Source organism: Nonomuraea sp. NEAU-A123 (genome assembly GCF_018603905.1).
In the GTDB taxonomy this organism is placed as follows: Bacteria; Actinomycetota; Actinomycetes; order Streptosporangiales; family Streptosporangiaceae; genus Nonomuraea.
The window spans coordinates 141,366-161,800 of record NZ_JAHFZZ010000020.1; the positions used below are offsets into that span (position 1 = coordinate 141,366).

At 70.0% G+C, this 20,435-nt stretch carries 14 protein-coding genes and 1 pseudogene; 7 read left to right on the forward strand and 8 right to left on the reverse strand.

Annotation, left to right across the window (positions count from 1 at the left end):
• The first annotated feature begins 15 nt into the window (after positions 1–15).
• The 3 genes from KLK06_RS44010 to KLK06_RS44020 all read left to right on the forward strand — a co-directional run bounded on the left by KLK06_RS44010 (position 16) and on the right by KLK06_RS44020 (position 2,381).
• A complete protein-coding gene (locus tag KLK06_RS44010; RefSeq protein ID WP_214641673.1) occupies positions 16–1,377 on the forward strand; it encodes a hypothetical protein in 1,362 nt (453 codons plus the stop codon).
• Positions 1,378–1,405: 28 nt separating this feature from the next.
• Positions 1,406–2,077: a DUF4230 domain-containing protein gene (locus KLK06_RS44015; RefSeq protein ID WP_214641674.1), complete on the forward strand. Its 672-nt coding sequence runs from the start codon at positions 1,406–1,408 to the stop codon at positions 2,075–2,077.
• A 151-nt stretch (positions 2,078–2,228) separates the two neighbouring features.
• Positions 2,229–2,381, forward strand: coding sequence for a hypothetical protein (locus KLK06_RS44020; RefSeq protein WP_214641675.1), 153 nt, complete (start codon positions 2,229–2,231; stop codon positions 2,379–2,381).
• 100 nt (positions 2,382–2,481) lie between these two features.
• Here KLK06_RS44020 and KLK06_RS44025 read toward each other — a convergent pair whose 3' ends face one another.
• The gene (locus tag KLK06_RS44025; protein ID WP_214641676.1) at positions 2,482–3,666 is read right to left on the reverse strand and encodes an acetyl-CoA C-acetyltransferase; all 1,185 of its coding nucleotides are present in this window, start codon (positions 3,664–3,666) and stop codon (positions 2,482–2,484) included.
• Between the two features lie 84 nt (positions 3,667–3,750).
• Between KLK06_RS44025 and mce the strand changes: the two genes are divergently transcribed.
• From mce to KLK06_RS44040, 3 genes are all read left to right on the forward strand, one after another.
• Entirely contained in the window at positions 3,751–4,200 is a 450-nt protein-coding gene (mce, locus tag KLK06_RS44030; RefSeq protein ID WP_214641677.1) for a methylmalonyl-CoA epimerase, read from the forward strand.
• A 166-nt stretch (positions 4,201–4,366) separates the two neighbouring features.
• Positions 4,367–5,665, forward strand: coding sequence for a DivIVA domain-containing protein (locus tag KLK06_RS44035; protein ID WP_214641678.1), 1,299 nt, complete (start codon positions 4,367–4,369; stop codon positions 5,663–5,665).
• 141 nt (positions 5,666–5,806) lie between these two features.
• On the forward strand, positions 5,807–6,892 hold the full coding sequence (locus KLK06_RS44040) for an AI-2E family transporter (RefSeq protein ID WP_308168718.1): 1,086 nt from the start codon (positions 5,807–5,809) through the stop codon (positions 6,890–6,892).
• A gap of 15 nt (positions 6,893–6,907) precedes the next feature.
• On the opposite strand, the gene KLK06_RS44045 is transcribed toward KLK06_RS44040, so the two are convergent.
• The 7 genes and pseudogenes from KLK06_RS44045 to KLK06_RS44070 all read right to left on the reverse strand — a co-directional run bounded on the left by KLK06_RS44045 (position 6,908) and on the right by KLK06_RS44070 (position 19,626).
• Positions 6,908–7,732 carry an alpha/beta fold hydrolase gene (locus KLK06_RS44045; RefSeq protein WP_214641680.1) on the reverse strand — a complete coding sequence of 275 codons (825 nt, stop codon included), beginning with the start codon at positions 7,730–7,732 and terminating at the stop codon, positions 6,908–6,910.
• A 180-nt stretch (positions 7,733–7,912) separates the two neighbouring features.
• A complete protein-coding gene (locus KLK06_RS44050) occupies positions 7,913–8,674 on the reverse strand; it encodes an SDR family NAD(P)-dependent oxidoreductase (RefSeq protein WP_214641681.1) in 762 nt (253 codons plus the stop codon).
• Between the two features lie 116 nt (positions 8,675–8,790).
• A complete protein-coding gene (locus KLK06_RS61950; protein ID WP_214641682.1) occupies positions 8,791–14,931 on the reverse strand; it encodes an RHS repeat domain-containing protein in 6,141 nt (2,046 codons plus the stop codon).
• A gap of 140 nt (positions 14,932–15,071) precedes the next feature.
• Entirely contained in the window at positions 15,072–16,229 is a 1,158-nt protein-coding gene (locus tag KLK06_RS63295; protein WP_374197190.1) for a LamG domain-containing protein, read from the reverse strand.
• Between the two features lie 807 nt (positions 16,230–17,036).
• A pseudogene (locus KLK06_RS63300) lies at positions 17,037–18,383 on the reverse strand (DNRLRE domain-containing protein); the annotation flags it as partial.
• A 166-nt stretch (positions 18,384–18,549) separates the two neighbouring features.
• Positions 18,550–19,254, reverse strand: coding sequence for an alpha/beta hydrolase (locus KLK06_RS44065; RefSeq protein ID WP_214641684.1), 705 nt, complete (start codon positions 19,252–19,254; stop codon positions 18,550–18,552).
• 81 nt (positions 19,255–19,335) lie between these two features.
• A complete protein-coding gene (locus tag KLK06_RS44070) occupies positions 19,336–19,626 on the reverse strand; it encodes an ATP/GTP-binding protein (RefSeq protein WP_214641685.1) in 291 nt (96 codons plus the stop codon).
• 116 nt (positions 19,627–19,742) lie between these two features.
• Here KLK06_RS44070 and nucS point away from each other — a divergent pair, with 116 nt between their 5' ends.
• On the forward strand, positions 19,743–20,405 hold the full coding sequence (gene nucS, locus KLK06_RS44075; RefSeq protein WP_214641686.1) for an endonuclease NucS: 663 nt from the start codon (positions 19,743–19,745) through the stop codon (positions 20,403–20,405).
• The last annotated feature ends 30 nt before the right edge of the window (positions 20,406–20,435 follow it).

Genomic DNA, 20,435 nt, shown 5'->3' on the forward strand with positions numbered 1-20,435 from the left:
CCAATGGAAAAACGGGTGCGTGAGCACGCGGGCGTTTCACGTGAAGAGTTGAAGCAGAGCGCGGCCGTAACGGTCGCCGTGCTCCTTGCTCTCGGCTTGGTCGCGGCGTGGAGCGTCCTGATACCTGGCGTGGACGCGTGGGAAAATATCGTGGCCGCGGTCATCGGTTCGCTCCGGCTGACCGGGCCCGTGGCCGCCGCCTTCGCCGCGTGGGTGGCGATGCGCAAGCGCAGAGCGCTGCGCGGCCGCTCGCTGACGACCTGGCGGGCGCTGAAGGCGCCGCTGGCGATCGTCGTGGTGGTGCTGGGCTCGTTCGGCGCGACCGTGCTGGTCCTGGCCGTCAAGACGGTGCTCACCGAGCAGTCGGGACGGCTGAGCCTGGCCGGGCTCGGCGTGGGCATGGCCGGACTGGCGCTCTACTCGGTGATCGGCTGGATCGCGGGCTGGCTGCTGCCCAGGGTCTACACGCCGCCGCTCGCCGGGCTGGGCTGCTACGGCCTGTTCACCTGGCTGGCCGGCGGCAACGGCTGGGCCGACAAGCTGGCGCCCGGCACGGGCGAGCCGTACGACCTGTTCCAGGGGCTCGGCGGCGCGGCGTTCCTCGACCAGACGCTCTGGTTGCTGGGCATCACGGCAGCGCTGCTGCTCGGCTGGGCGGCGGTGGTGACCAGGCAGGCCCTGGTGCTGGCGTGCGCGCTGCTGTCGGTGCTCGCGGCGGGCACGGGGGTGGCGCGGCTGCTGGCCGAGACCAAGCCCGCCGCCGCCCAGGAGATCGCCTACAGCTGCCAGGACTGGCCGATCACGGTCTGCCTGCATCCGGGCATGCGCGCGGGCCTGGCCGAGCTCGGCGCGGCCTTCACCCAGATCGCCTCGCGCCTGGCGGGCACGCCTGCCGCGTTCACCCGGGTCGAACAGCGGCCGCTGGAAGAACCCTTGCAGCCGTCCACCGGACTCGCGCAGATCCACGTGCCCGACCTGTCGGCGGGCTTCGCCGACGAGGCCGTCTACGAGTACGTCGAGTCGCTGGCCGCTCAATGCCCCGACACGCCCGGCGACGGTTACCGCGAGATCGTGGTGGCCTGGCTGCGCGGCGAGCCGCTGCCCGGCGGGCCGCTGCCGGAGCACCAATACGCGGCGGCCTGGTTCTCCGGGCTGAGCGAGCATCAGCGGCGCGAGTGGCTGCGCATGTTCTTCAGCGATTTCCAGGCGTGCAAGCTGTCGAGCACCCACTTCGGCGGCGGGCCGGCGGGGGCGGCGGCGGCCCCGGTGGCGGCCTCGACCGGCTCGCCACAGGTCTATCCGGTCTATCCGAATCCCAGCGACGAAGAGCGGCCTTCCGACTGGGGATCGGAGATGTCACCAAAAAGCTGGCAATGATGATCCACGGTCGGGTAGTCACACTCGCATGACGACTTCCCAAACGGCGCCCCCCGCGGTCACCCCGCGGCGGCGCCGCAGGTGGCGATATCTGGCCGGTTTCCTGGTCGTGGCGGTTCTGCTCGTGGTCGGCGGCCGGCTGGCCTGGACCTGGCTCAACCCGTTCGGCGAGCAGACCATCGACCGCAGCCAGCCGGTGTTGCTGCAGTCCATCAAGGACCTGAGCCGGTTCGAGGCGGCCACCGGCAACTTCCAGGTGGTGGTCGATCTGGAGAAGGACGCCCGCTTCCTGCCCGACGCGGTCAAGGGCACCCGCACGCTGTTCGTGGGGGCGGGCAACGTGGACGCCTACGTCGACTTCTCCGCCTTGGGGGCCAACGGCGTGACGGTCTCGAAGGACCGTACGGAGGTCACGATCCGCCTGCCACGCGCGCAACTGGAGAAGCCGAACCTCGACAACCGGCGTTCCTACGTCTTCGCCCAGCAGCGCGGGCTGCTGGACCGCGTGCAGGGCTTCCTGTCGTCGTCTCCGAACGACCAGCGGGAGCTGTACGTGCTGGCGGAGACCAAGATCGCCGAAGCCGCGGCGTCCAGTGACCTGCGCGCCCGCGCCGACACCAACACCAAGGCCATGCTCGAAGGGATGCTCAAGTCGCTCGGGTTCGCCAAGGTGACGGTGAAGTTCGCCGACCAGCCCTAGGTGCCTTAGGTCCTACGACCGGCGCCCTAGGTAGCTCCTCACATCGGCTTAATGCCACAGATAGGGCATCCGCCCGATGTGGCGGCAGGGGCCTTAGGAGCAATCTAGAAAGTGCCAGGGAAGTGGACCGAAAGAACACAGGAGCACTCGGATGAACGCCGAACTCGAATACGCCGTCATGAAGAACCACGCGGAGGAGCTCCGTGAGGCCGCGGCCCAGCACCGCCGGGTACGCGAGGCGCAGAAGGGTCAGAAGGCCGAGCGTCGTCACCGCTCGGTGTTCGCCAAGTTCCTCTCCTCATGACCACCGCAAAAAAGCCCGGCCGCAACCTCCCTCGCGGCCGGGCTCACCAACCTCCTTAGACGCGTACATGGGGTGAGAGCCGAGCTCTCACCCCATACGTCTATGCCGGTACGCGGATGATGAGCGCGTCGCCCTGACCGCCGCCGCCGCACAGCCCTGCCGCGCCCAGGCCGCCGCCCCGGCGCCTTAGCTCGTGGGCCAGCGTGAGCACGATGCGGGCGCCCGAGGCGCCGATCGGGTGGCCGAGCGCGATGCCGCCCCCGTTGACGTTGACCTGATCGAGTGGCACGCCCAGCTCCTTCGCCGACTGGAGCACCACGCTGGCGAACGCCTCGTTGATCTCCACCAGGTCGAGGTCGCCGACGCTCAGGCCCTGCTTGGCCAGCGCCTGCTTGATGGCGTTGGCCGGCTGCGACTGCAGCGAGGTGTCCGGCCCGGCCACGTTGCCGTGCCTGCCGATCTCCGCCAGCCAGGGCAGCCCCAGCTCCTCGGCCTTGGCCTTGGACATCACGACCACCGCGCAGGCGCCGTCGGAGATCTGCGAGGCCGAACCGGCCGTGATCGTGCCGTCGGCGGCGAACGCCGGCCGCAGCCGGGCCAGCGTGTCCACGGTGGTGTCGCCGCGGATGCCCTCGTCCTCCTTGACGACCACCGGCTCGCCGCGCCGCTGCGGGAGCTCCACCGGCACGATCTCGTCGTCGAAGACGCCGTTCTTGGTGGCCGCGGCGGCCAGTTGGTGGGAGCGGGCGGAGATCGCGTCCTGCTCCTCGCGGCCGATGCCCAGCCGGGCGTTGTAGCGCTCGGTGGACTCGCCCATCGCGCACTGGTCGAACGCGCAGAACAGCCCGTCGTGCGCCATCGAGTCGACCACCGTGGAGCCGCCGTACTTGACGCCCTTGCGCAGGCCGGGCAGCAGGTGCGGCGCGTTCGTCATCGACTCCATGCCGCCCGCGACCACGATGTCGAACTCCCCCGCGCGGATGAGCTGGTCGGCCAGGGCGATGGCGTCGAGCCCCGACAGGCAGACCTTGTTGATGGTGAGCGAGGGGACGGTCATCGGGATGCCCGCCTTGACCGCGGCCTGGCGGGAGGGGATCTGGCCCGCGCCCGCCTGGAGCACCTGGCCCATGATCACATACTCGACGGCCTCCGGCGCGACCCCGGAGCGTTCCAGTGCGGCCTTGATGGCGATGCCGCCGAGCTCCACGGCGGGCAACCCGGACAGGGCGCCGAGCAGCCTGCCGATGGGCGTACGAGCTCCGGCTACGATGACGGACCCAGACATGGCGACGGCCTCCTGTGCGCGCGAGGGGTTCTTTGACACCATACCCACGAGTAGGTGCACGCTCGCTATGGAGGTAGGCCACACATGTTCATGCGGATCGACCACATCGGGATCGCCTGTCACGACCTCGACGCGAAGATCGCGCTATTCTCGGACACGTTCGAGTTGACCGTCGTGGCACGCGAGGTGAACGAGGAGCAAGGGGTCCGGGAGGCCATGCTCCACATCGCTGACGGCGAGGGCGGGAGCTCCTACATTCAGTTGCTGGAGCCGCTGTCGCCCGACACGCCGGTGGGGAAGTTCCTGGCCAAGCGGGGCGAGGGCGTGCACCATGTGGCGTTCGGGGTGCCGGACGTGGCTGGGGCGATGGAACGGTTGGCGGGTAAGGGCGTGCGGCTGCTCGATGAGCACCCGCGACACGGCTCGATGGGGTCGGAGATCGCGTTTGTGCACCCCAAGGACGTGGGAGGAATGCTCACTGAGCTGGTGCAGGCAGCCGGGGCTCCGGCAAACGTCAAAACCGATCGTATGTAACTAGTCACGCAGATAGTCGGACGGGGCTTCTCAGGCGGCACCGGCGGAGTACGCTGGCTTTCCACCGGACAAGGCGCCTGCCGCGAGGCACAGGCTCCTGGCTCGGCTGTCCCGAACCCCCCGTCCGGCCCGTGTAGCCGTCTCGACAACCCAGGATCGAGCCTCCATGCAGTCCGACATCGACGCCCAGCTCAACAACTTCTTCGAGGATGCCCCAGCACGCGAGTTCGACGTCGTGCTCCGTGGTTATGACCGCCATCAGGTTCACGATCATCTGAAGCAGATCGACGGTGAGCTTCGCCAGTCCCGCGAGCAGGTGACGTCCCTGCAGCGCGATCTATCCGACTCCCAGCGCCAGTTGCAGGAGCAGGAGCGCCCGACCTACTCCGGTCTGGGCGCCCGCATCGAGCAGCTGTTGCGCCTCGCCGAAGAGCAGGCCACCGAGCTCGTCCAGGCCGCGCGGTCCGAGGCCAACGAGATCAAGGCCGCCGCCAAGGTCGAGGCCGCCGATGTACGGGCCGCCGCCGAGGCCGAGGCCGCCGACAAGCGGGCACAGGCGACGCGCGAGACCGACGAGATGCGCACCAGCGCCGAGCGCGACGCGGAGGAGACCCGCTCGACCGCTCGCCGTCTGGCCGATGAGCTGACCAACACCACGGAGCGCGAGGTCGCCAAGCTGCGGGCCACCGCCGACCACGAGGTGGCGGAGAAGCGCGCCGACGCCGAGCGTGAGATCGCCAAGCTGCGCACGACGACCGAGCGCGAGGTGGCGCAGCTGCGTGCCTCGACCAAGCGCGAGCGCGACGAGGTGCTGACCACCGCGAAGCGGCAGGCCGACGAGATGCGCGCGCAGGCTCAGCGGGTGCTGGAGGAGTCCGAGGCCAAGCGGGCGCAGGACGAGGCGGAGTTCGAGATCCAGCTCGCGTCCCGCCGCGAGGAGGCCGAGCGCCAGGAGGCCGAGCGCCACGCCACCGCGCAGGCCAACACGCAGAAGCTGGTCGCCGAGGCCGAGCAGCGCGCGGCCACGGCCGAGTCGAGGGCCACGAAGGCCACCCAGCAGGCCGACCAGACCAGGCGCGAGGCCGACCTGCACGCCAAGCAGCTGGTCGCCAACGCTCGCAAGAGCTCCGAGACGATCGTCTCCGAGGCCAAGTCCAGCGCCGACACCATAGTGACCGAGGCGAAGAACGACGCCGAGCGCACGCGCAGTGCGATGCAGCGTCAGGTCGACGAGCTCACCCGCCAGCGCGACAGCATCACCAGCCACCTGGCTCAGCTGCGCCAGCTGCTCGGTGGCGCCGCCCTGCCGGGCATGGAGCCCGAGCCCGCGGTCGCCGCGGCCCCGCCGAAGCCGGCGATCGCCGCACCGGTCAACGACAAGCCCGCCCCGGCTGCCCAGCCCGCACCGGCCGCGGCCAAGGCCGAGTCCAAGGGTGAAGACGACGCGGAGTGGTGGCAGGAGTAGCCGCCGCGGGATCGACTACACGGGGGTGGGCTGACGGCTGAAGAGAGCCTGGTGACCTTGAGGTCGCTAGGCTCTCTTTGTCGTTCCATAGGGCATATGTCAAAAACTGCCGTGGTTTGTCGCGATCTTCCAGGAGCCCCCGTGTCCGCAGAAGCCGAATCCCCTGCCGTGGAAGATGTCGCCAAGCCACCGTCGTACGGGCCGCCGCTCTCCCGGGGGCCGTTCATGTTCGGGCTGGTCGGCGGGTTGGGCGTGCTGACCGCAATCGCGCTCGCGCAGATGGTCGTCCGCTCCCTGAGCGTGATCATCCTGGTCGTGGTGGCGATGTTCCTGGCGGTCGGGCTGAACCCGGCCGTGGAGGCGCTGCAACGGCGCGGGCTGGCCAGGCGCTGGGCGATCTCGATCGTGTTCGCCGGGGTCATCGTGGCGTTCGTGCTGTTCGGGCTGGCCGTGGTGCCGCCGGTGAGCAAGCAGCTGACCGAGTTCATCGCGGCCGTGCCCGGTTATGTGACCGAGCTCAGCAACCATCCGACGCTCCGGCAGCTCGACGCCGACTATCAGATCCTGCCGAAGGTGGCCACGTTCGTCACCAGCCAACTGGGGCCCTCGCTGGCCAGTGGGGTCGTGGGGGCGGGGCTGGTGGTGCTCGACGGCGTCTTCACCACGGTGACGCTGCTGGTGCTCATGCTCTACTTCCTCGGCTCCCTGCACACGATCAAGGCGTACATGCTCAAGCTGGTGCCGGTCTCCCGGCGGGAGCGGACCAGGGAGATCAGCGAACAGATCCTCGACGGCATCGGCGGCTATGTCGCGGGCAACGTCCTCATCTCGGTCATCGCGGGCGTGCTGACCTGGATCTTCCTGTCGATCATGGGCGTGAAGTACGCACTCGCGCTGGCGCTGGTGGTCGCGCTCACGGACCTGATCCCGCTCGTCGGCGCCACCATCGGAGCGGTGCTGGTGACGGGGGTCGGGCTGCTCCAGTCGCTGCCCGTGGGACTCGCGTGCGCGGTGTTCTTCGTGGTCTACCAGCAGGTCGAGAACTACCTGATCTACCCGCGCGTCATGAAGCGCTCTGTGGACGTGACGCCGGCGGTGACGGTGATCGCCGCGCTGTTCGGCGGCGCGCTGCTCGGCATCGTGGGCGCGCTGGTGGCCATCCCGGTCGCGGCCGCCATCGCGCTGATCATCCGCGAATTCGTCCTCCCCCGCCAAGCACAGGCCTGACCACGGCGGTGCCGGTCAGCGGGGTTGTGCCGCGCCGCCGAGCTCGGTGTTGAGGAACTCCGCCACGGCCGCGTTGAACGCCTCCGGCTGCTCGACCGCCGTCAGGTGGCCGGCCTTCGGAATGATCTCCAACCGGCCGTCGGGGACGGCCCGCGCCATCGCCTCCGCGTCGGCCACGGTCGCCAGTTCGTCCTCCTCCCCCACCACGACGAGCAGCGGCACCTTGAGCGCGGCCAGCGTGTCGAAGGAGTCGGGCCGCCCGGCCATGGCCCGCTGCGCCCAGGCCACCGCACCGGGCGGAGCCGACTGCACGAGCCCCTTGACCCGCCCGAACACCATGGCCCTGCGCTCCTTGGTGGTGGGCCCGATCAGCGCGGGCAGCACCTCCGACAGGAGCACCGCGCTGCCATCGGACAGGACCGCCTTGGCGATGCGCTCCCTGTTCGCGCGGGCGGGCTCAGGGTCGGGGCTCGCCTTCGTGTCGGCGAGTATCACGCCCAGCAGCCGGTCGGGGTGGCGGCGGCAGAACGCCATCGTCACGTAGCCGCCCATCGACAGCCCGCCGACGACCGCGCGATCGATCCCCTCGCCGTCGAGCATCCTGGCGACGTCGTCGGCCATCACCTCGACCGACGGCTCTTCCTCCCCCAGCCGCGACCCACCGAAGCCGCGCAGGTCAGGTGTGATCACGCGACACGACCTGGCCAGCCCCTCTCGCTGCGCCAGCCACATGGCCGACGAGAGCGGAAACGCGTGAAGCAGTACGACCGGGAGTCCCGTTCCGGCTGATCTCGTGTAAAGCTGCACGGACGATACGGTAGACCTCTTTTGTCCTTCCATCACTTCTCGGCTTATACCGATATTGCCTCCTGTGCTGACCGCTTTCTCTTACACCAGTCTTTTTTACGGCCAGCAGTGGCCGGCCCCACCCGCCACACCCGGCCGGGGCCTGTCCAGGGAAACGCTCCTCCGGCTCCCGGGCCGGGCGCCGTGACGTGCGCGTTCTTCACCATCGCCGCCCTATCCGATGGCCGTCGCGCCCCCGTCTATGAACAGCACCTGACCCGTCATATACGCCGATGCCCGACTTGCCAAGAAAACCGCTGGATAGGCCATTTCCTCCGGCGTTCCCCAGCGGCGCATCGGGACACTGGACACCGTCGCCTCGTTCGACGCTTCGTCTTCCCACAGGTTGCGGTTGAGATCTGTGGCGGTCCAGCCGGGACATAGAGCGTTGACCCGGACACCGGCTTGCGCCCATTCCACGGCCAGGGTTTTGGTCAACGCCACGACCGCCGCCTTCGCCGCCGCGTAAGGGGCCAGGAAGGGCGCTCCCAACGCCGCTACCGACGCCACGTTGATGACCGAGCCGGTGCCCCGGTCCAGGAGGTGGGGTGCCACCGCGTGGCAGACCGCCATGGTCGAGTCGAGGTTGAGACGCAGGAGTTTGTCCCAGCCGGACAGCCGGAGATCCTTGAACTCGACGAGGAAATTCGACCCGCCGGCATTGTTGACCACGATGTCGAGGTGGCCGAGCCCGTCGATCGCCGCCGCCACGGCGCCCGTGGCGGCGTCGCGGTCGGTGAGGTCGGCGGGCAGGACGACGGCGCGCCGGCCCAGCCCCTCGATCTCCTTGGCCACCTCGGCCAGGGGATCGGCCGAGCGCGAGACGAGTGCCACGTCGGCCCCGGCCTCGGCGTACGCGAGCGCGATGGCCCGCCCGATCCCCTTCGACGCCCCGGTGACCAGAGCCTGCTTACCGCTGAGATCGAACGCGCCCACGGGATGCCTCCTCGCATCGGAACCGAACAAGATTCTATGAACAAGGGGCCCGGGAACGCCACCGGCGCGGGGCCGTGAGAGCCCCGCGCCGGTCCGTCATCGGCAGGAGAGATCTGCTATCCCAGCCCACCCAAGAGGGTGTCGATGGTGTCGACGATGTTGTCCACGATCTTCTGGCTTCGGGCGCCCAGTTCGGCGATCGCGCCAGACCTCTTGGTCAGTTCGATCTCCTCATTCTTCCAGAGCTGTTTCTCCGCGCTTCCGGCGCCGGCCCGATCCGGGAGGTTCGTCGGCGGTCTCCCTTCGGGGTACATCCGGCCGTTGCCGTAGACGGTGTAGGACTGGGTCGGCTGCGTCGTGCCGTCGTTGCGGTAGACCTGGCTCGGCCTTGACTGCGCCGGCTGCCGGCTCGCCCTGGGCGGCGACTGCCGCTGTGCCGCTCTCTGGCTGGTCGGCCGGTGTGCCGGACGCTGCCGCGCCTGCTGGACCCCGCGTGGGAGCCGACCGGCCCGGTGGTTGCGCGCCCTGGCCGCCGCCGAGGCCCGCCTCTTCGCCGCCGCCTCAGCGGCCTTCTTCCTGGCTTCCCTTCTCGCTGCCGCCGCGGCCCGTCGTTTCGCCGCGGCCGCCGCGGCCTTTCTTATCTTCTCGGCAGCCTTCTTCTTGGCCGCCGCCAAGGCCTTCTTCTTCGCCGCCTCCGCGGCCTTCTTCTTGGCCAGCTCCAGAGCCTTCTTCCTGGCCAGTGCCGCGGCCCGGCGCTTGGCCGCCGCGATGGCCGCGCGCCTGGCAGCCGCCCGTGCCGCCGCGAGGGCCGCCCGCCTGGCAGCGGCCTGCGCCAGCTTCCTGGCGATGATCCGGGCCGCGATCCTGGCCGCGATGCCGACGACGATCCAGAACAGCTGCCCGTCAGGGTCGCTCATGCTGACGGGGCTGTTGTTGGCGTAGGCGTAGGCGTTGAGCTGCTGCGGATCCTCTTCGTCGATGATGGGGTCGACCGACATGAAGCGGCCGTTCTTGGGGTCGTACTCACGGGCGCCGAGGTGGACCAGCCCGGTGGTCGGGTCGTTCCCACCGCCGACGAACCCGCGTTGTCCTGGCCACCACTGCGGCGGCGATCCCCGGTCCTCGCCGAACGGCGTCAGCCTCCTGATGGCCAGCGCCCCGGTCCCGGCGTTCACCGCGGCCTGCGCGGTGCCCTGGTGGTCGTTGGCCAGGAAGGAGACCTGGTTGTCCGGTGTGCGGACCGCGATGGTCTCGCCGTTGACGGTGTAGTAGCGGGTCTGCTCGACCGCGTCCTTGGCGAAGTCGAAGCGCAGCTCCATGTCGTCGACGTACAGCGTGGCGTCGGTCGTGGTCTTGCGGAGCAGCCGCTCGCCGTCCGCGTCGTACACGAACGAGGTGCTCTTGCCCGCCTCCGTCACCGACTCCAGGTTGCCCTCGGCGTCCCAGACCAGGCTCTGGTCGGAGGTGCCGACCTTGCGCCTGGTGGTGTTGCCGGCCTCGTCGTAGGCGAACACGTCCGCCCCGACGGCCTGCAGCGCGTGCGGCTGCTTGGCGCCCGCCGCCGGGAAGGTGGAGGTGCGGACGGATTCGGCCGCGCCGCCCCAGGCGTGCTTGGTCTCCTTGGTCCGGTTGCCGGTGGCGTCGTAGGCGTAGCTGACCGCGTAGGGGGCCACGCCGCCGATCTTGTCGGACTGCGGAGTGCCGCTGGCGCAGTCGTCGGTGGCCGTCCACGCCGAGGTCATGCGGCGCAGATGGTCATACTTGAAGCACTGCGTGTCCTGGCCGCTCGCCTGCTCGGCGATCTTGGTGATGTTGCCCACCGCGTCGTAGGTGTAGTTGAGGTCGAGGTCGGCCGCGGTGGCGCTCTCCCTGTCCAGCCGCATCCTGGTCAGCCTGCGGGTGGCCTCGTCGTGGGTGTAGGTGAGCCAGGTCTTCTTGCCTCCGGCCCCCAGCTCGTACTGCAGGGTCTCGCCCAGCTTGGAGTAGCGGGTCGCGGTCACGTACGACGACAGGCCGGTGACCTTGGTCGGCTGGCTGAGCTCGTCGTAGGAGTAGACGACCGACTCCTCCGCCAGGCCGCCACCCGCGGGGAAGCTGACGGACTGGACCTGGTCGTCGAGCGTGTAGCGGGTGTTGAGCTGGTACGCGCCGGCCAGCTTGCCCTCCCGCTCGGGGACGGTGACGGTCTGGCGCAGCGTGCGGTAGCTGGTGTCGATGGCGTTGATCTCCGCCTTGTACGCCTGCCCGCCCACGTAGCGGATGCTGGCGTTCAGGTGGCCCTTGGCCAGCGCGTCGTACTTCCACTCGGCCAGCAGCGTGCCGGTCGCGGAGTCCGCCCGCATCTCCTTCTTGCGGCCCAGCTCGTCGTAGACGTACCACAAGGTCTTGCCGCGGGCGTCCGTGGTGCTGAGCAGCTCGTCGGCGTCGTTGTAGGTCATCGTGGTGACGCCCTTGTCGGGGTCCTCGGTCTTGATCTCCCGTCCGCGCAGGTCGTAGTGGTGGCGCCACACGTTGCCCGCCGGGTCCGTCACCGTGGACAGCTGGCCCGCGTGGTCGTAGGTGTACTTGGTGGACTCGTACTCGCCGGTCGGGGTCGCGCCCTTGTACTGGCGCAGCTCGATGAGGCGGTCGTCGGCGTCGCCGATGCGGGTCGTCGCGGTGCCGCCCGGCGGCGGTGTCACGTGGATCCGGTCGCCCTCCTGCGTGGAGGACACCCGGAACTTCTCCACGCCCTTGGCCTTGAGGGCCTGGGCGCTGACGTCGCCGGTGCCGTCGAAGGTCGACACGACCTGGGTGGGCACGTCGGCGTCGGCCACCGCGAGCAGCTCGGTGGAGGGCGCCCCGGTGGCGAAGTAGCCGGTGTTGGACTTGACCGTCTCGCCGAGGGAGTTGTAGATGGTGTCGGTGATCGTGCGGCCCTCGCGCAGCGCGGGATCCTGCGTCTGGGTGTCGAGGGGCGCGGGTTCCTGGGTCTGACGCTCGCGCAGCAGGCCGTCGTACAGCTCGTAGCTGGTGGTGTAGGCGCCGTCCGCGCGCAGCGTCTTCGTGGTGACGACGCTGGGGCCGTCGTTGCGCATCTGGTAGGAGTACTCGGTGCTGGGCGACTGCCCCGCCGACTTGCTGCGGTCGGGCTGCCAGACCTTGACCAGGCGGCCGATCGCGTCGTGCTCCATGTCGACGCGGCGGTTGTTCGCGTCGACCTCGGCGATGGGCTCGCCCCAGGCCGGTTCGAGCAGGGTGCGGTCGACGTGGCCGAGCTGGTTGGTCTCGATGATCTCCGTCGCGGGGGCGCCCGCGGCCGGGGTGTAGGTGGTGACGGACTTGGTGCCGACCGCGTCGGTCTCGCTGGTCTCGCGGCCGTAGGTGTCGTAGGTGTGGGTGCTGTCGGTGCTCGCCGTGCCGTCCCCGGTGACGAGCTGGACCGCGGTCACGTCACCCTTGCTCGGGGCCTGGCCGTACGCCTTGTTGTCGTACGAGACCCGCTGGTCGGAGATCACTTCTTCGGCGGCCAGCTTGGACACTCCGGTGCCGCAGCCCGCGGCGACCTTCTGGATCCTGCTGGTGTAGTCGATCAGCCAGGCCGTGTCGTCACGGGCGTAGGTGTAGCGGGTGCACTGGTCGTCGTCGGTGCTGGCCAGGTCGCCCTTCTCCTCCACCTGAGTGAGCAGGCCCTTGGTGTCGTACGCGCGCTCCTCGCCGGTACGCCGCCACTTGCCGCCGCTCAACGCGGTGCGGGTGACCATGGACTTGGGCTCGACCGCGTACGCGGCCTTGGTGACGCCGCTCTGCGTGGACTCGGCGGTCTTGAGCGACCACGGCTCCTCGGCGGTCGCGGACAGGATGGACCCGCCGTCACCGTCGTAGAGGATCTCCTCGCGTTCGAACCCGGACAACTGGTCGAGGTCGGCCAGCTTGACGCCCTCGGTGTCCACCACCTCGGCCGTACGCTTGGAGCCGTCGGCCTGCTTGTCGCCGTCCATGCCACGGAAGTACCTGAACTCCGTGAGCGTGCGCTTGGTGTCCTGGCCGTCGCCCTCGCGCACCCGTACCCGGCCGAACCCGCGCCAGTCCGACCACGTCCGGTGCTCGGGCTTGACGAGGATGTTCTCGGCGTAGCGCCAGGCGCCGCCGTCCAGGTACTCGTAGTCGGTGACCACGTTCGGCGAGCCCGCGACGCGGTCGGCCTCCACCGTCTGCGTCACCACATACTTGTGGAACCAGTCGGTGACCTCGGCCTCGTTCGCCGGGGCCCAGCGCTGCGGGAAGCAGCGCCGGTTGTTCTTGTCGGCGGCCGGCAGGTCGCCCGGCTTGCAGTCGGCCGGTGCGTAGTTGACGCGCAGCTCGCCGCCGCTCTCGTTGTTCACCGCCTGCACGCGCCACTTGACGAGCGGGGCGCGGCCCTCGTTGGCGTCCACCCTGTTGGGCAGCTGGACGCCGGTGAAGGTGACCTTGGGCAGCGTGATCGTGCCGCCGACCAGGCCACTCTGCTGGACCGACGCCAGCCACAGCGACGGGCTGAGGCCGTCACCCGTGGCGGGGAACTGGTGCGTCAGTGTCCAGGAGTCCACCGGGCAGTACGGCGCGCCCGAGCACTTGGTGGTGTCGGTGTTGAGCACCTGGGTGGTGACCTTGGCCAGCCGCTTCCGCGTGAAGAACGTCGGCGACAGGCGGTCGGTGCACTTCACGCCGGAGTCGCAGATCTGGTCGAACGGGACGTCCGGCCAACTGCTCGCGGTCTCCTTCTTGAGCTCGGCGGCGGCGCAGGTGATCGTTCCGCTGGGGAGGCAGCGCTCGGCCACGTCGAAGACCACGCGGGCCGCGGGCGCCTTGGTGAACAGCTCGCCCTGGAGGTAGCCGTAGTCGATGCGGGTGAGGTAGCCGCTTCGCGCGTACAGGGTGCCCAGTTCGGGCTTCATGTTGCGGCCGTAGTAGTTGTTCTCGAGCGCGTACCAGTAGGTGGTGGCGTTGCCGTGGGTGTCCACCGCGTAGTCGAGGTTCCACCGGTAGGCCTGCTGGCACCAGGCGTTGGCCGGGGTGCTGTTGTAGCAGGGCTCGCCGCTGTTGTTGCCGAACACCGGCACCGTCTGGACCGACTTCGTCTCCGGCTTGCCGGTGGCCCAGCCGGGCAGGCGGTTCAGGCCGAAGGTGAACTGGGTGCCGTCGGCCGCGGTGACGCGCCAGTACTCACCGTTGTTGTCGCCGTTCACGGCGCCGGTGAGGTATTCGATCCGGGTGCCGTCGTCGCGCTTGGGGCGCCACAGCTTGGTGGTCGCGTCCTTGACCAGCTCGACGGCCGAGTTGCCGAGGGACAGGGTGGCGTTCTCCTGGTCCCAGCACAGGTCGCCGGTCTTCTTGCCGTCGATCATGCAGGACTTGTAGCGGCGTTCGACGTAGCCGCTGGGGTTCAGCTCGAAGCCCTCACCCGCCCAGGACGGCTGATTGTTAGTGGAGGCGGTGCGGCCGTCCACGCTCTGGGAGGAGTAGTCGAGCGACAGGTCCGGCTCGTCACCGCCCAGCGCGGGCGGCGCTCGCAGCTCGTAACCCCAGGTGAAGTCACCCGACTGGGCGCCGACGCTCCACTGGGCCGACGGGGCGAGCGAGGTGGCCCCGTGGTCGCCCGCCGACCCCGAAGGCGCCGCCGCCAGCGCGTACAGCGCGGGCATGTCCACGTCGGCGGTCAGAGTGCCCGCCTTCGTGTCGTTGTCGCCGGGCACCGGCTCCGGCTGCGGGCAGCCGGTCGCGGTGGCGGTCAGGACACATTCGTCCAGCCGGACGAGCCGCAGCCGGGCGCCGTAGTCGCCGCCGTAGGCGTAACGGAAGCCGGAGTAGTCGATCGCCAGGCGGGTCTTCCCGCTCTTGGCCGCCAGTCCCTGCCCCGGTGACACCCGCAGGGCGAGGCCGAGCAGGCCGGCCCGCTGCGTCTGGGCGGGGTCCAGCAGCTCGACGCGGGCGGGGTCGGGGGTGGCCGCCGCTTTGGCCGCCGCCTTCGTCCCCGCCTTGGGCGCGGCCAGGCGGATCGGGAAGGTGGTGGCGCCCAGCGTCTGGGCCTGCGCGTCGCCGGTCGCGGTCAGCTCGACCGTCTGCGCCTTCGGCCAGGTGATGCCTGGTGGCGCCTTCCACGCCTGTTTCTGGGCCGGATCAGCCTGGGCGGGCAGCACCGGGACCTTCTGCCCGCGTACCGGGGTCTCCTTCTGCACGGTCGGGGCGGAGCGGCCCGCGGCCTGTGCCGGCATCGCGGACACCAGCGTGCTGACCATGACGACGGACAGCGTGGCCGCCAGCCGCCGGGGCCATGACGACCGTTTCAGTGGTTGCTGTAAACGATTCCAGTACGAATCCGGCAGGTCTAACCCACTCGGCTGATCCATTTTTTCCGACCTCTCCCGGTCTTGGGGGGTTACTGGGCGGCTAGTTGGGAGATTTGCTCGGCGTTCAGCACACCGTCATAGGTGCGGACGTCGTCCACGGTCCCCGGCCAGTAGCCGGCGAAGACGCCCGCGGTCTTGGCCCGGCCGAGCTGCAGCGGGCCGGTGGCGTTCCACGCGCTCACGTGGTCGGTGATGGTGCTGTCGGACAGGCGGCCGTTGACGTAGACGCGCAGCTCACCCGCGAGCGGGTCGTAGACCCCGGCCACGTGGGTCCACTCCAGCGGCGCGGCTACGGCGTCGGAACGCGTGCGCACCAGCGCGGCGGTGTCGGTGTCGGCGGCGGCCATGCCGAGGACCCACCGCCCCTGCTCCTTGTCGTAACCGAGCTGGAAACCGCTGGCCCTGGTCCCGGACTGGGAGACGGCGGCGGCGTCGCGGGTGGGCAGGTAGTCGAGCTGGGTCCACACGGCGACGGTGAACCCGGCCTTGGTGTTGACGGCGGGCGCGCCGGCCTGTGCGTGGCCGTTGACACCGTCGAGCGCGAGCGCGCCGTCCAGCCAGCCTTCGCCCCAGGTGGCGGCGCCGGCCAGCGTCGCGGCGGTGGCCCGGCCCGAGGAGTCGGCGGCGAGCGTGCCGGACTCCTCATCCAGCTTCCAGTGCCCGACCAGCGTCGCGGCGCTGTTCACCAGGTCGGCGACCTCGTCGGCGAACATCGCCCGGCCGTAGACGCGGACCTCGTCGAGGTCGCCCGGCCAGAACTCCGCCCCGGCCCCGTTGACCTTCCCCCGGCCGACCGCCAGCGACCCGGTCGCGTCCCACGGCTGGGTGAACGGGACCGTCGACTCCAGCCGGCCGTTGACGTACAGGGACAGCTCCTTGGCGGCCGAGTCGTAGACGCCGGTGAGGTGGGTCCACTCACCGAGCCTCGGCGCCGCCGCCGACAGCGCGCGCACGCTCTGCGCCCCGTCGGCGTCCGCGACCGTACGGCTCAGGGCCCAGCGGTCGTCGGTCTTGGAGTACTGCAGGGCGAAGCCGCCAGTTCGCGCGCCGTCCTGGCTGACCGCTGTCGCGGTGGCGTTCGTGCTGGTCAGCCGCGCCCAGGCGGTGACGGTGAAGTTGCGCTGGGTGGACACGGCGGGGCCGTTGGTCAGCGCGTGCCCGCTCGTCCCGTCGAGGCGCAGCCCCAGTCCCGTCCGCCCTGTGGTCCAGGTGGCCTGGCCGGACAGGGTGGCGTGGTGGGCGCCCGTGAGGTCGGCGGCGACGGTGCCCTGGCCCTCGTCCAGGGTCCAGTGGCCGTCGGGGCCCGTGCCCGCGTTGACGTTGAACAGGTAGGTGCGGATCGGGCCCTGCTGTCCCGCGCGGTCCTTGCTGCGTACCGACAGCACGTTGGGGCCGTCATGACGCGGAGTGAGCTGGATCGTCGCCGTCCCGCCCGACTGGTCGGCCGCGACCTCCGTCTTCGGGGTGGCGTCGAGGCCGTAGACGTAGGTGACGACGTCGGAGACCCCATTGGCGGTGAAGGTGAAGGAGCCGGTCCGGCCGACGCCGTCGTTCCAGCCGCCCTCGGGGTACTGCGGCGACGTCACGCCCGGTTCCTTGCCGGGGGCGGAGGCGTCGACCGTGGCCTCGCACCAGGGGCCCCACGCGCTGTCGGCCTTGCCGTCCTCGGCGCGGACCCGCCAGCGGATCTGCGAGCCGTCGGCGTAGGCGCCCGCGGGGATCTGCGCGTAGAAGGCGCTACCCGTGCTCGCCAGCCCGGTGACGTACTCGCCCACCTTCACGCCGGCCGCGTTCCACCACTCGAACCGGCCCCTGACCGAGTTGTCGACGTCACGCAGCTTGGCCCACAGCTTCGGCGCCGCGCCGCTGATGACCGGCCGCGCGTCACCGGACACGCAGCCGCCTCCCGGGTCCGACCACGCGTCGGCGGCGACGGGCGCGGACGGCAGCGAGTTGTACTCGATCACCAGGCTGGGGTTGTTCTTGAACTTCTTCCAGCCGTAGCTGTCCGTCTCGCTCGTCGCCCTGAGCCCGATCGTCATCGTGGACCACTTCTTGGCGGCCGCCTCGACCGCCATGGACGTGACGTCGAACTCCACGCCGCCGGGCAGGCAGGCCGATCCCCAGCCCTTCGCCACGTTCACCGTGGACAGGATCCTGTTCCAGGCCGGCTGGACCTTCCAGGTGGTGGTCTTGCTGATCGCCCCGGTGGACCAGGCTTCGACCGGCTTCTTGGTGCACGAGTAGGACCAGGTCTCGTACGTGCGCAGCGTCGCCTTGATGATCTGCTTGCCGTGGATGGTCGTGCCGGTGTTCATCTGGAAGAACGACCGGTTGGTCTGGCCGGAGACGTGTCCCGCCCTGGCGACGTCGTTGGCGTTCAGGAAGTTGGAGGTGGGGTTGTTGCTCCAGACGGACGTCCACGCGCCGCGAGCCGCCGAGAAGAACGGGTCGAGGTAGACGGGATAGCGGGTCGCCGGGTCCTCGATCATGCCCCGGTGCGGCTTGAGCACCAGCTTCTCGCCCACCAGCTTGAGGCCCATCACCTCGTGCCGGGCGTCGGCGGGCGAGCCTTCCCCGGCGGCCAGCGTGCGCGCGGCCGAGGATCCGGAGGAGTCCCACATCATCGGCGGCGAGGCGGTGAAGATCGTGCCGCCGTTGGCGTCGTTCGCTTCGAGGTTGCCGCCCTGGGTGGACTTCATCGACAGCCCACTGGTCTTGATCGGGAAGCTCAGCTCGGCCAGGGCCGGGTTCTCGGCCGCCGCCCGCGACTTGACCACGAGAAGATGCGAGAAGCCGTCGACGTCCGCCTTGACCTGGAGATCCACGCCGGGCAGGACCTCGGCGTAGGTCGCGGTGTCACCGCTCAGCGTCGGCTTCGGCAACTGCCCTGGCCAGGCGAGCTCCAGCGTCTTGCCGCCGCGGGTCATCCGGGCGAGCGGCGCGCTCCCACCGCCCGAGAACCTGAGTCCCACCGCTGTGGCGACCGGGGCGAGCGACCCGTCGGGCTGTAACCGGAGCGCGGCGTCCGCCGCCACCCAGGTGCCCGCCTGGCGGACCCGCACCGGGCGCGCGAACTGCTCCAGGGCGAGGGTGCCGTCCGGCTTGGCGAAGACCTGGCGCGTCTCGGTGCGCATCGCCTCCACCTCGACCGGCTGGCCGGTCCGGCGGGCGAGAGCGAGCGCGGGCTCCTCCCCCGGTGCCGCGTTCTTGCTCGGTTGTCGAAGGCCGGAGTCCGTACTCTTCTGCCGCGCGCTGGCGACGGCATCCAGATGATCAAGGGGCGCGGCCGCTACCGCCCCTGCCAACATCACCACGACCAGCCCACGAACTACGCGCATTCACCCTCGCTGCTGCCGAGCTGGAACACCGCGCAGGTCGAGCCCGCCCGGTATGTCCACGATCTTCAATTTACGATCGGATTGTCACCCGGCAAGGGCCGTCCGTCTAGATCTATTGGCGCATTTCATCAGAATTTCGTTCTGTTACGAAAATAATCGCCAAGCCTCAGACCTCGACGGGCAGGGGGGCCGCGGCCGGGTTCACCCGGCGGACGATCTCGTCCAGGACGATGCGTACGTACGGCTCGCCCACCCACAGGTGCTTGGCCCCGTCGACCCCGATGACCTCGGCCTGCGGCACCCGCGCGAACCGCCGTTTGGCCTCCTCGGGCCGCAGGTAGTCGTCGAACTCCGGCACCAGGGCCACCAGCGGCCGGCCGAACCCGGCCCACGCGTCCAGGTCCTCGTCCGTGGCCCGGTGCAGCGGTGGCGAGAGGAGGATGGCGCCCTCGACGAGCGGGTCGCGGGCCCACTTCAACGTCAGCTCGGTGCCGAACGACCAGCCGACCACCCACACGTGCGGCAGATCGTGGTATTCGGCGTACTCCAGCGCCGCCGCCACGTCGAACCGCTCCCCTTCCCCGCCGTCGAAGGTGCCGGACGAGGTGCCGCGATCGGAGGAGGTGCCGCGCGTGTTGAAGCGGAGCACGGCCAGGTCGGCCAGGGCGGGCAGGCGGTTGGCGGCCTTCTTGAAGACGTGGCTGTCCATGAACCCGCCGTGCGTCGGCAGCGGGTGGAAGGTGACCAGCGTCGCCACGGGCGGCCGGTCGAGGGGCAGGGCCAGCTCCCCGACCAGGGTCTGGCCGTCGGGCGTGTGCAGCTCGATCGGCTCTCGCCGGGCGGGCAGCACGGTCGCCGCGCGAATCTCCAACGTCGGTCCCTTCAAGTGTGGTCATGCCGGGGTGCGTGTCACGGGGTAGGGGGCTTGCGGTGGGGGCTTGCCGCGACCGTTTCAGTAGCGGGTGCGGCCGGGGCCGCGATCCAGTCTCTTCCGCCAGCACGCCGGGTGCCAGTGGCGGCGCTCATCGTCACCGCCGCTCCAGGCCGGCCAGGCCACCAGGTGCGGCTGCCCGCCGCGGATCTCCTGGTCGCAGCCGGGGCAGCGGTAGACCTTGGCCGAGGAGGAGCCGTTGAGCATGCGTACCTTCCACTCGCCGTCCGGCCACTCCTCGACCCGGTCCACGCCCCCGGGCTGGCCGAGGGGACGGGAGGACTCCCTGCGGCGGGCGCGGCGCGGGCTCACGGCTCCGCCCGCGCCGGCCCCGCCGCGCCTCCCGTCCCCGTCGTGCCGAAGCCGGCCACTCCCACCCTCTCGAACGCCATGCGTCCAGTTTTCCAGAGCCGGTAGGGTTGGCCGTCATGCGGCTGGTCATCGCGCGATGCAGCGTGGATTACATCGGACGGCTCACGGCTCACCTGCCGATGGCGCCAAGGCTCATTCTCATCAAGGCGGACGGCAGCGTGTCCATCCACGCCGACGATCGCGCCTTCAAGCCGCTCAACTGGATGAACCCGCCGTGCAAGCTCAAAGAGGACGGCGAGACCTGGACCGTCACCCACGGCAAGTCCGGCGAGAAGCTGGTCCTGACGATGGCCGAGATCCTCCACGACTTCAGCCACGAGCTCGGCGTCGACCCCGGCCTGATCAAGGACGGCGTCGAGGCGCACCTGCAGGAGCTGCTCGCCGAGCACATCACGACGCTGGGCCCCGGCTATTCACTGATCCGCCGCGAGTACATGACGGCGATCGGTCCGGTCGACATCCTCTGCCGTGACGCGCTCGGCGCGACGGTGGCGGTCGAGATCAAGCGCCGCGGCGAGATCGACGGCGTCGAGCAGCTCACCCGCTATCTGGACCTGCTCAACCGCGACCCCCTGCTGACCCCGGTCCGCGGCGTCTTCGCCGCCCAGGAGATCAAGCCCCAGGCCCGCGTGCTGGCCGCCGACCGGGGCATTCACTGCGTCACCCTCGACTACGACACGCTGCGCGGAATCGAACCGGAGAACCCCACGCTCTTCTGATGCACGGGACGACGTTCCTGTGTTGACATG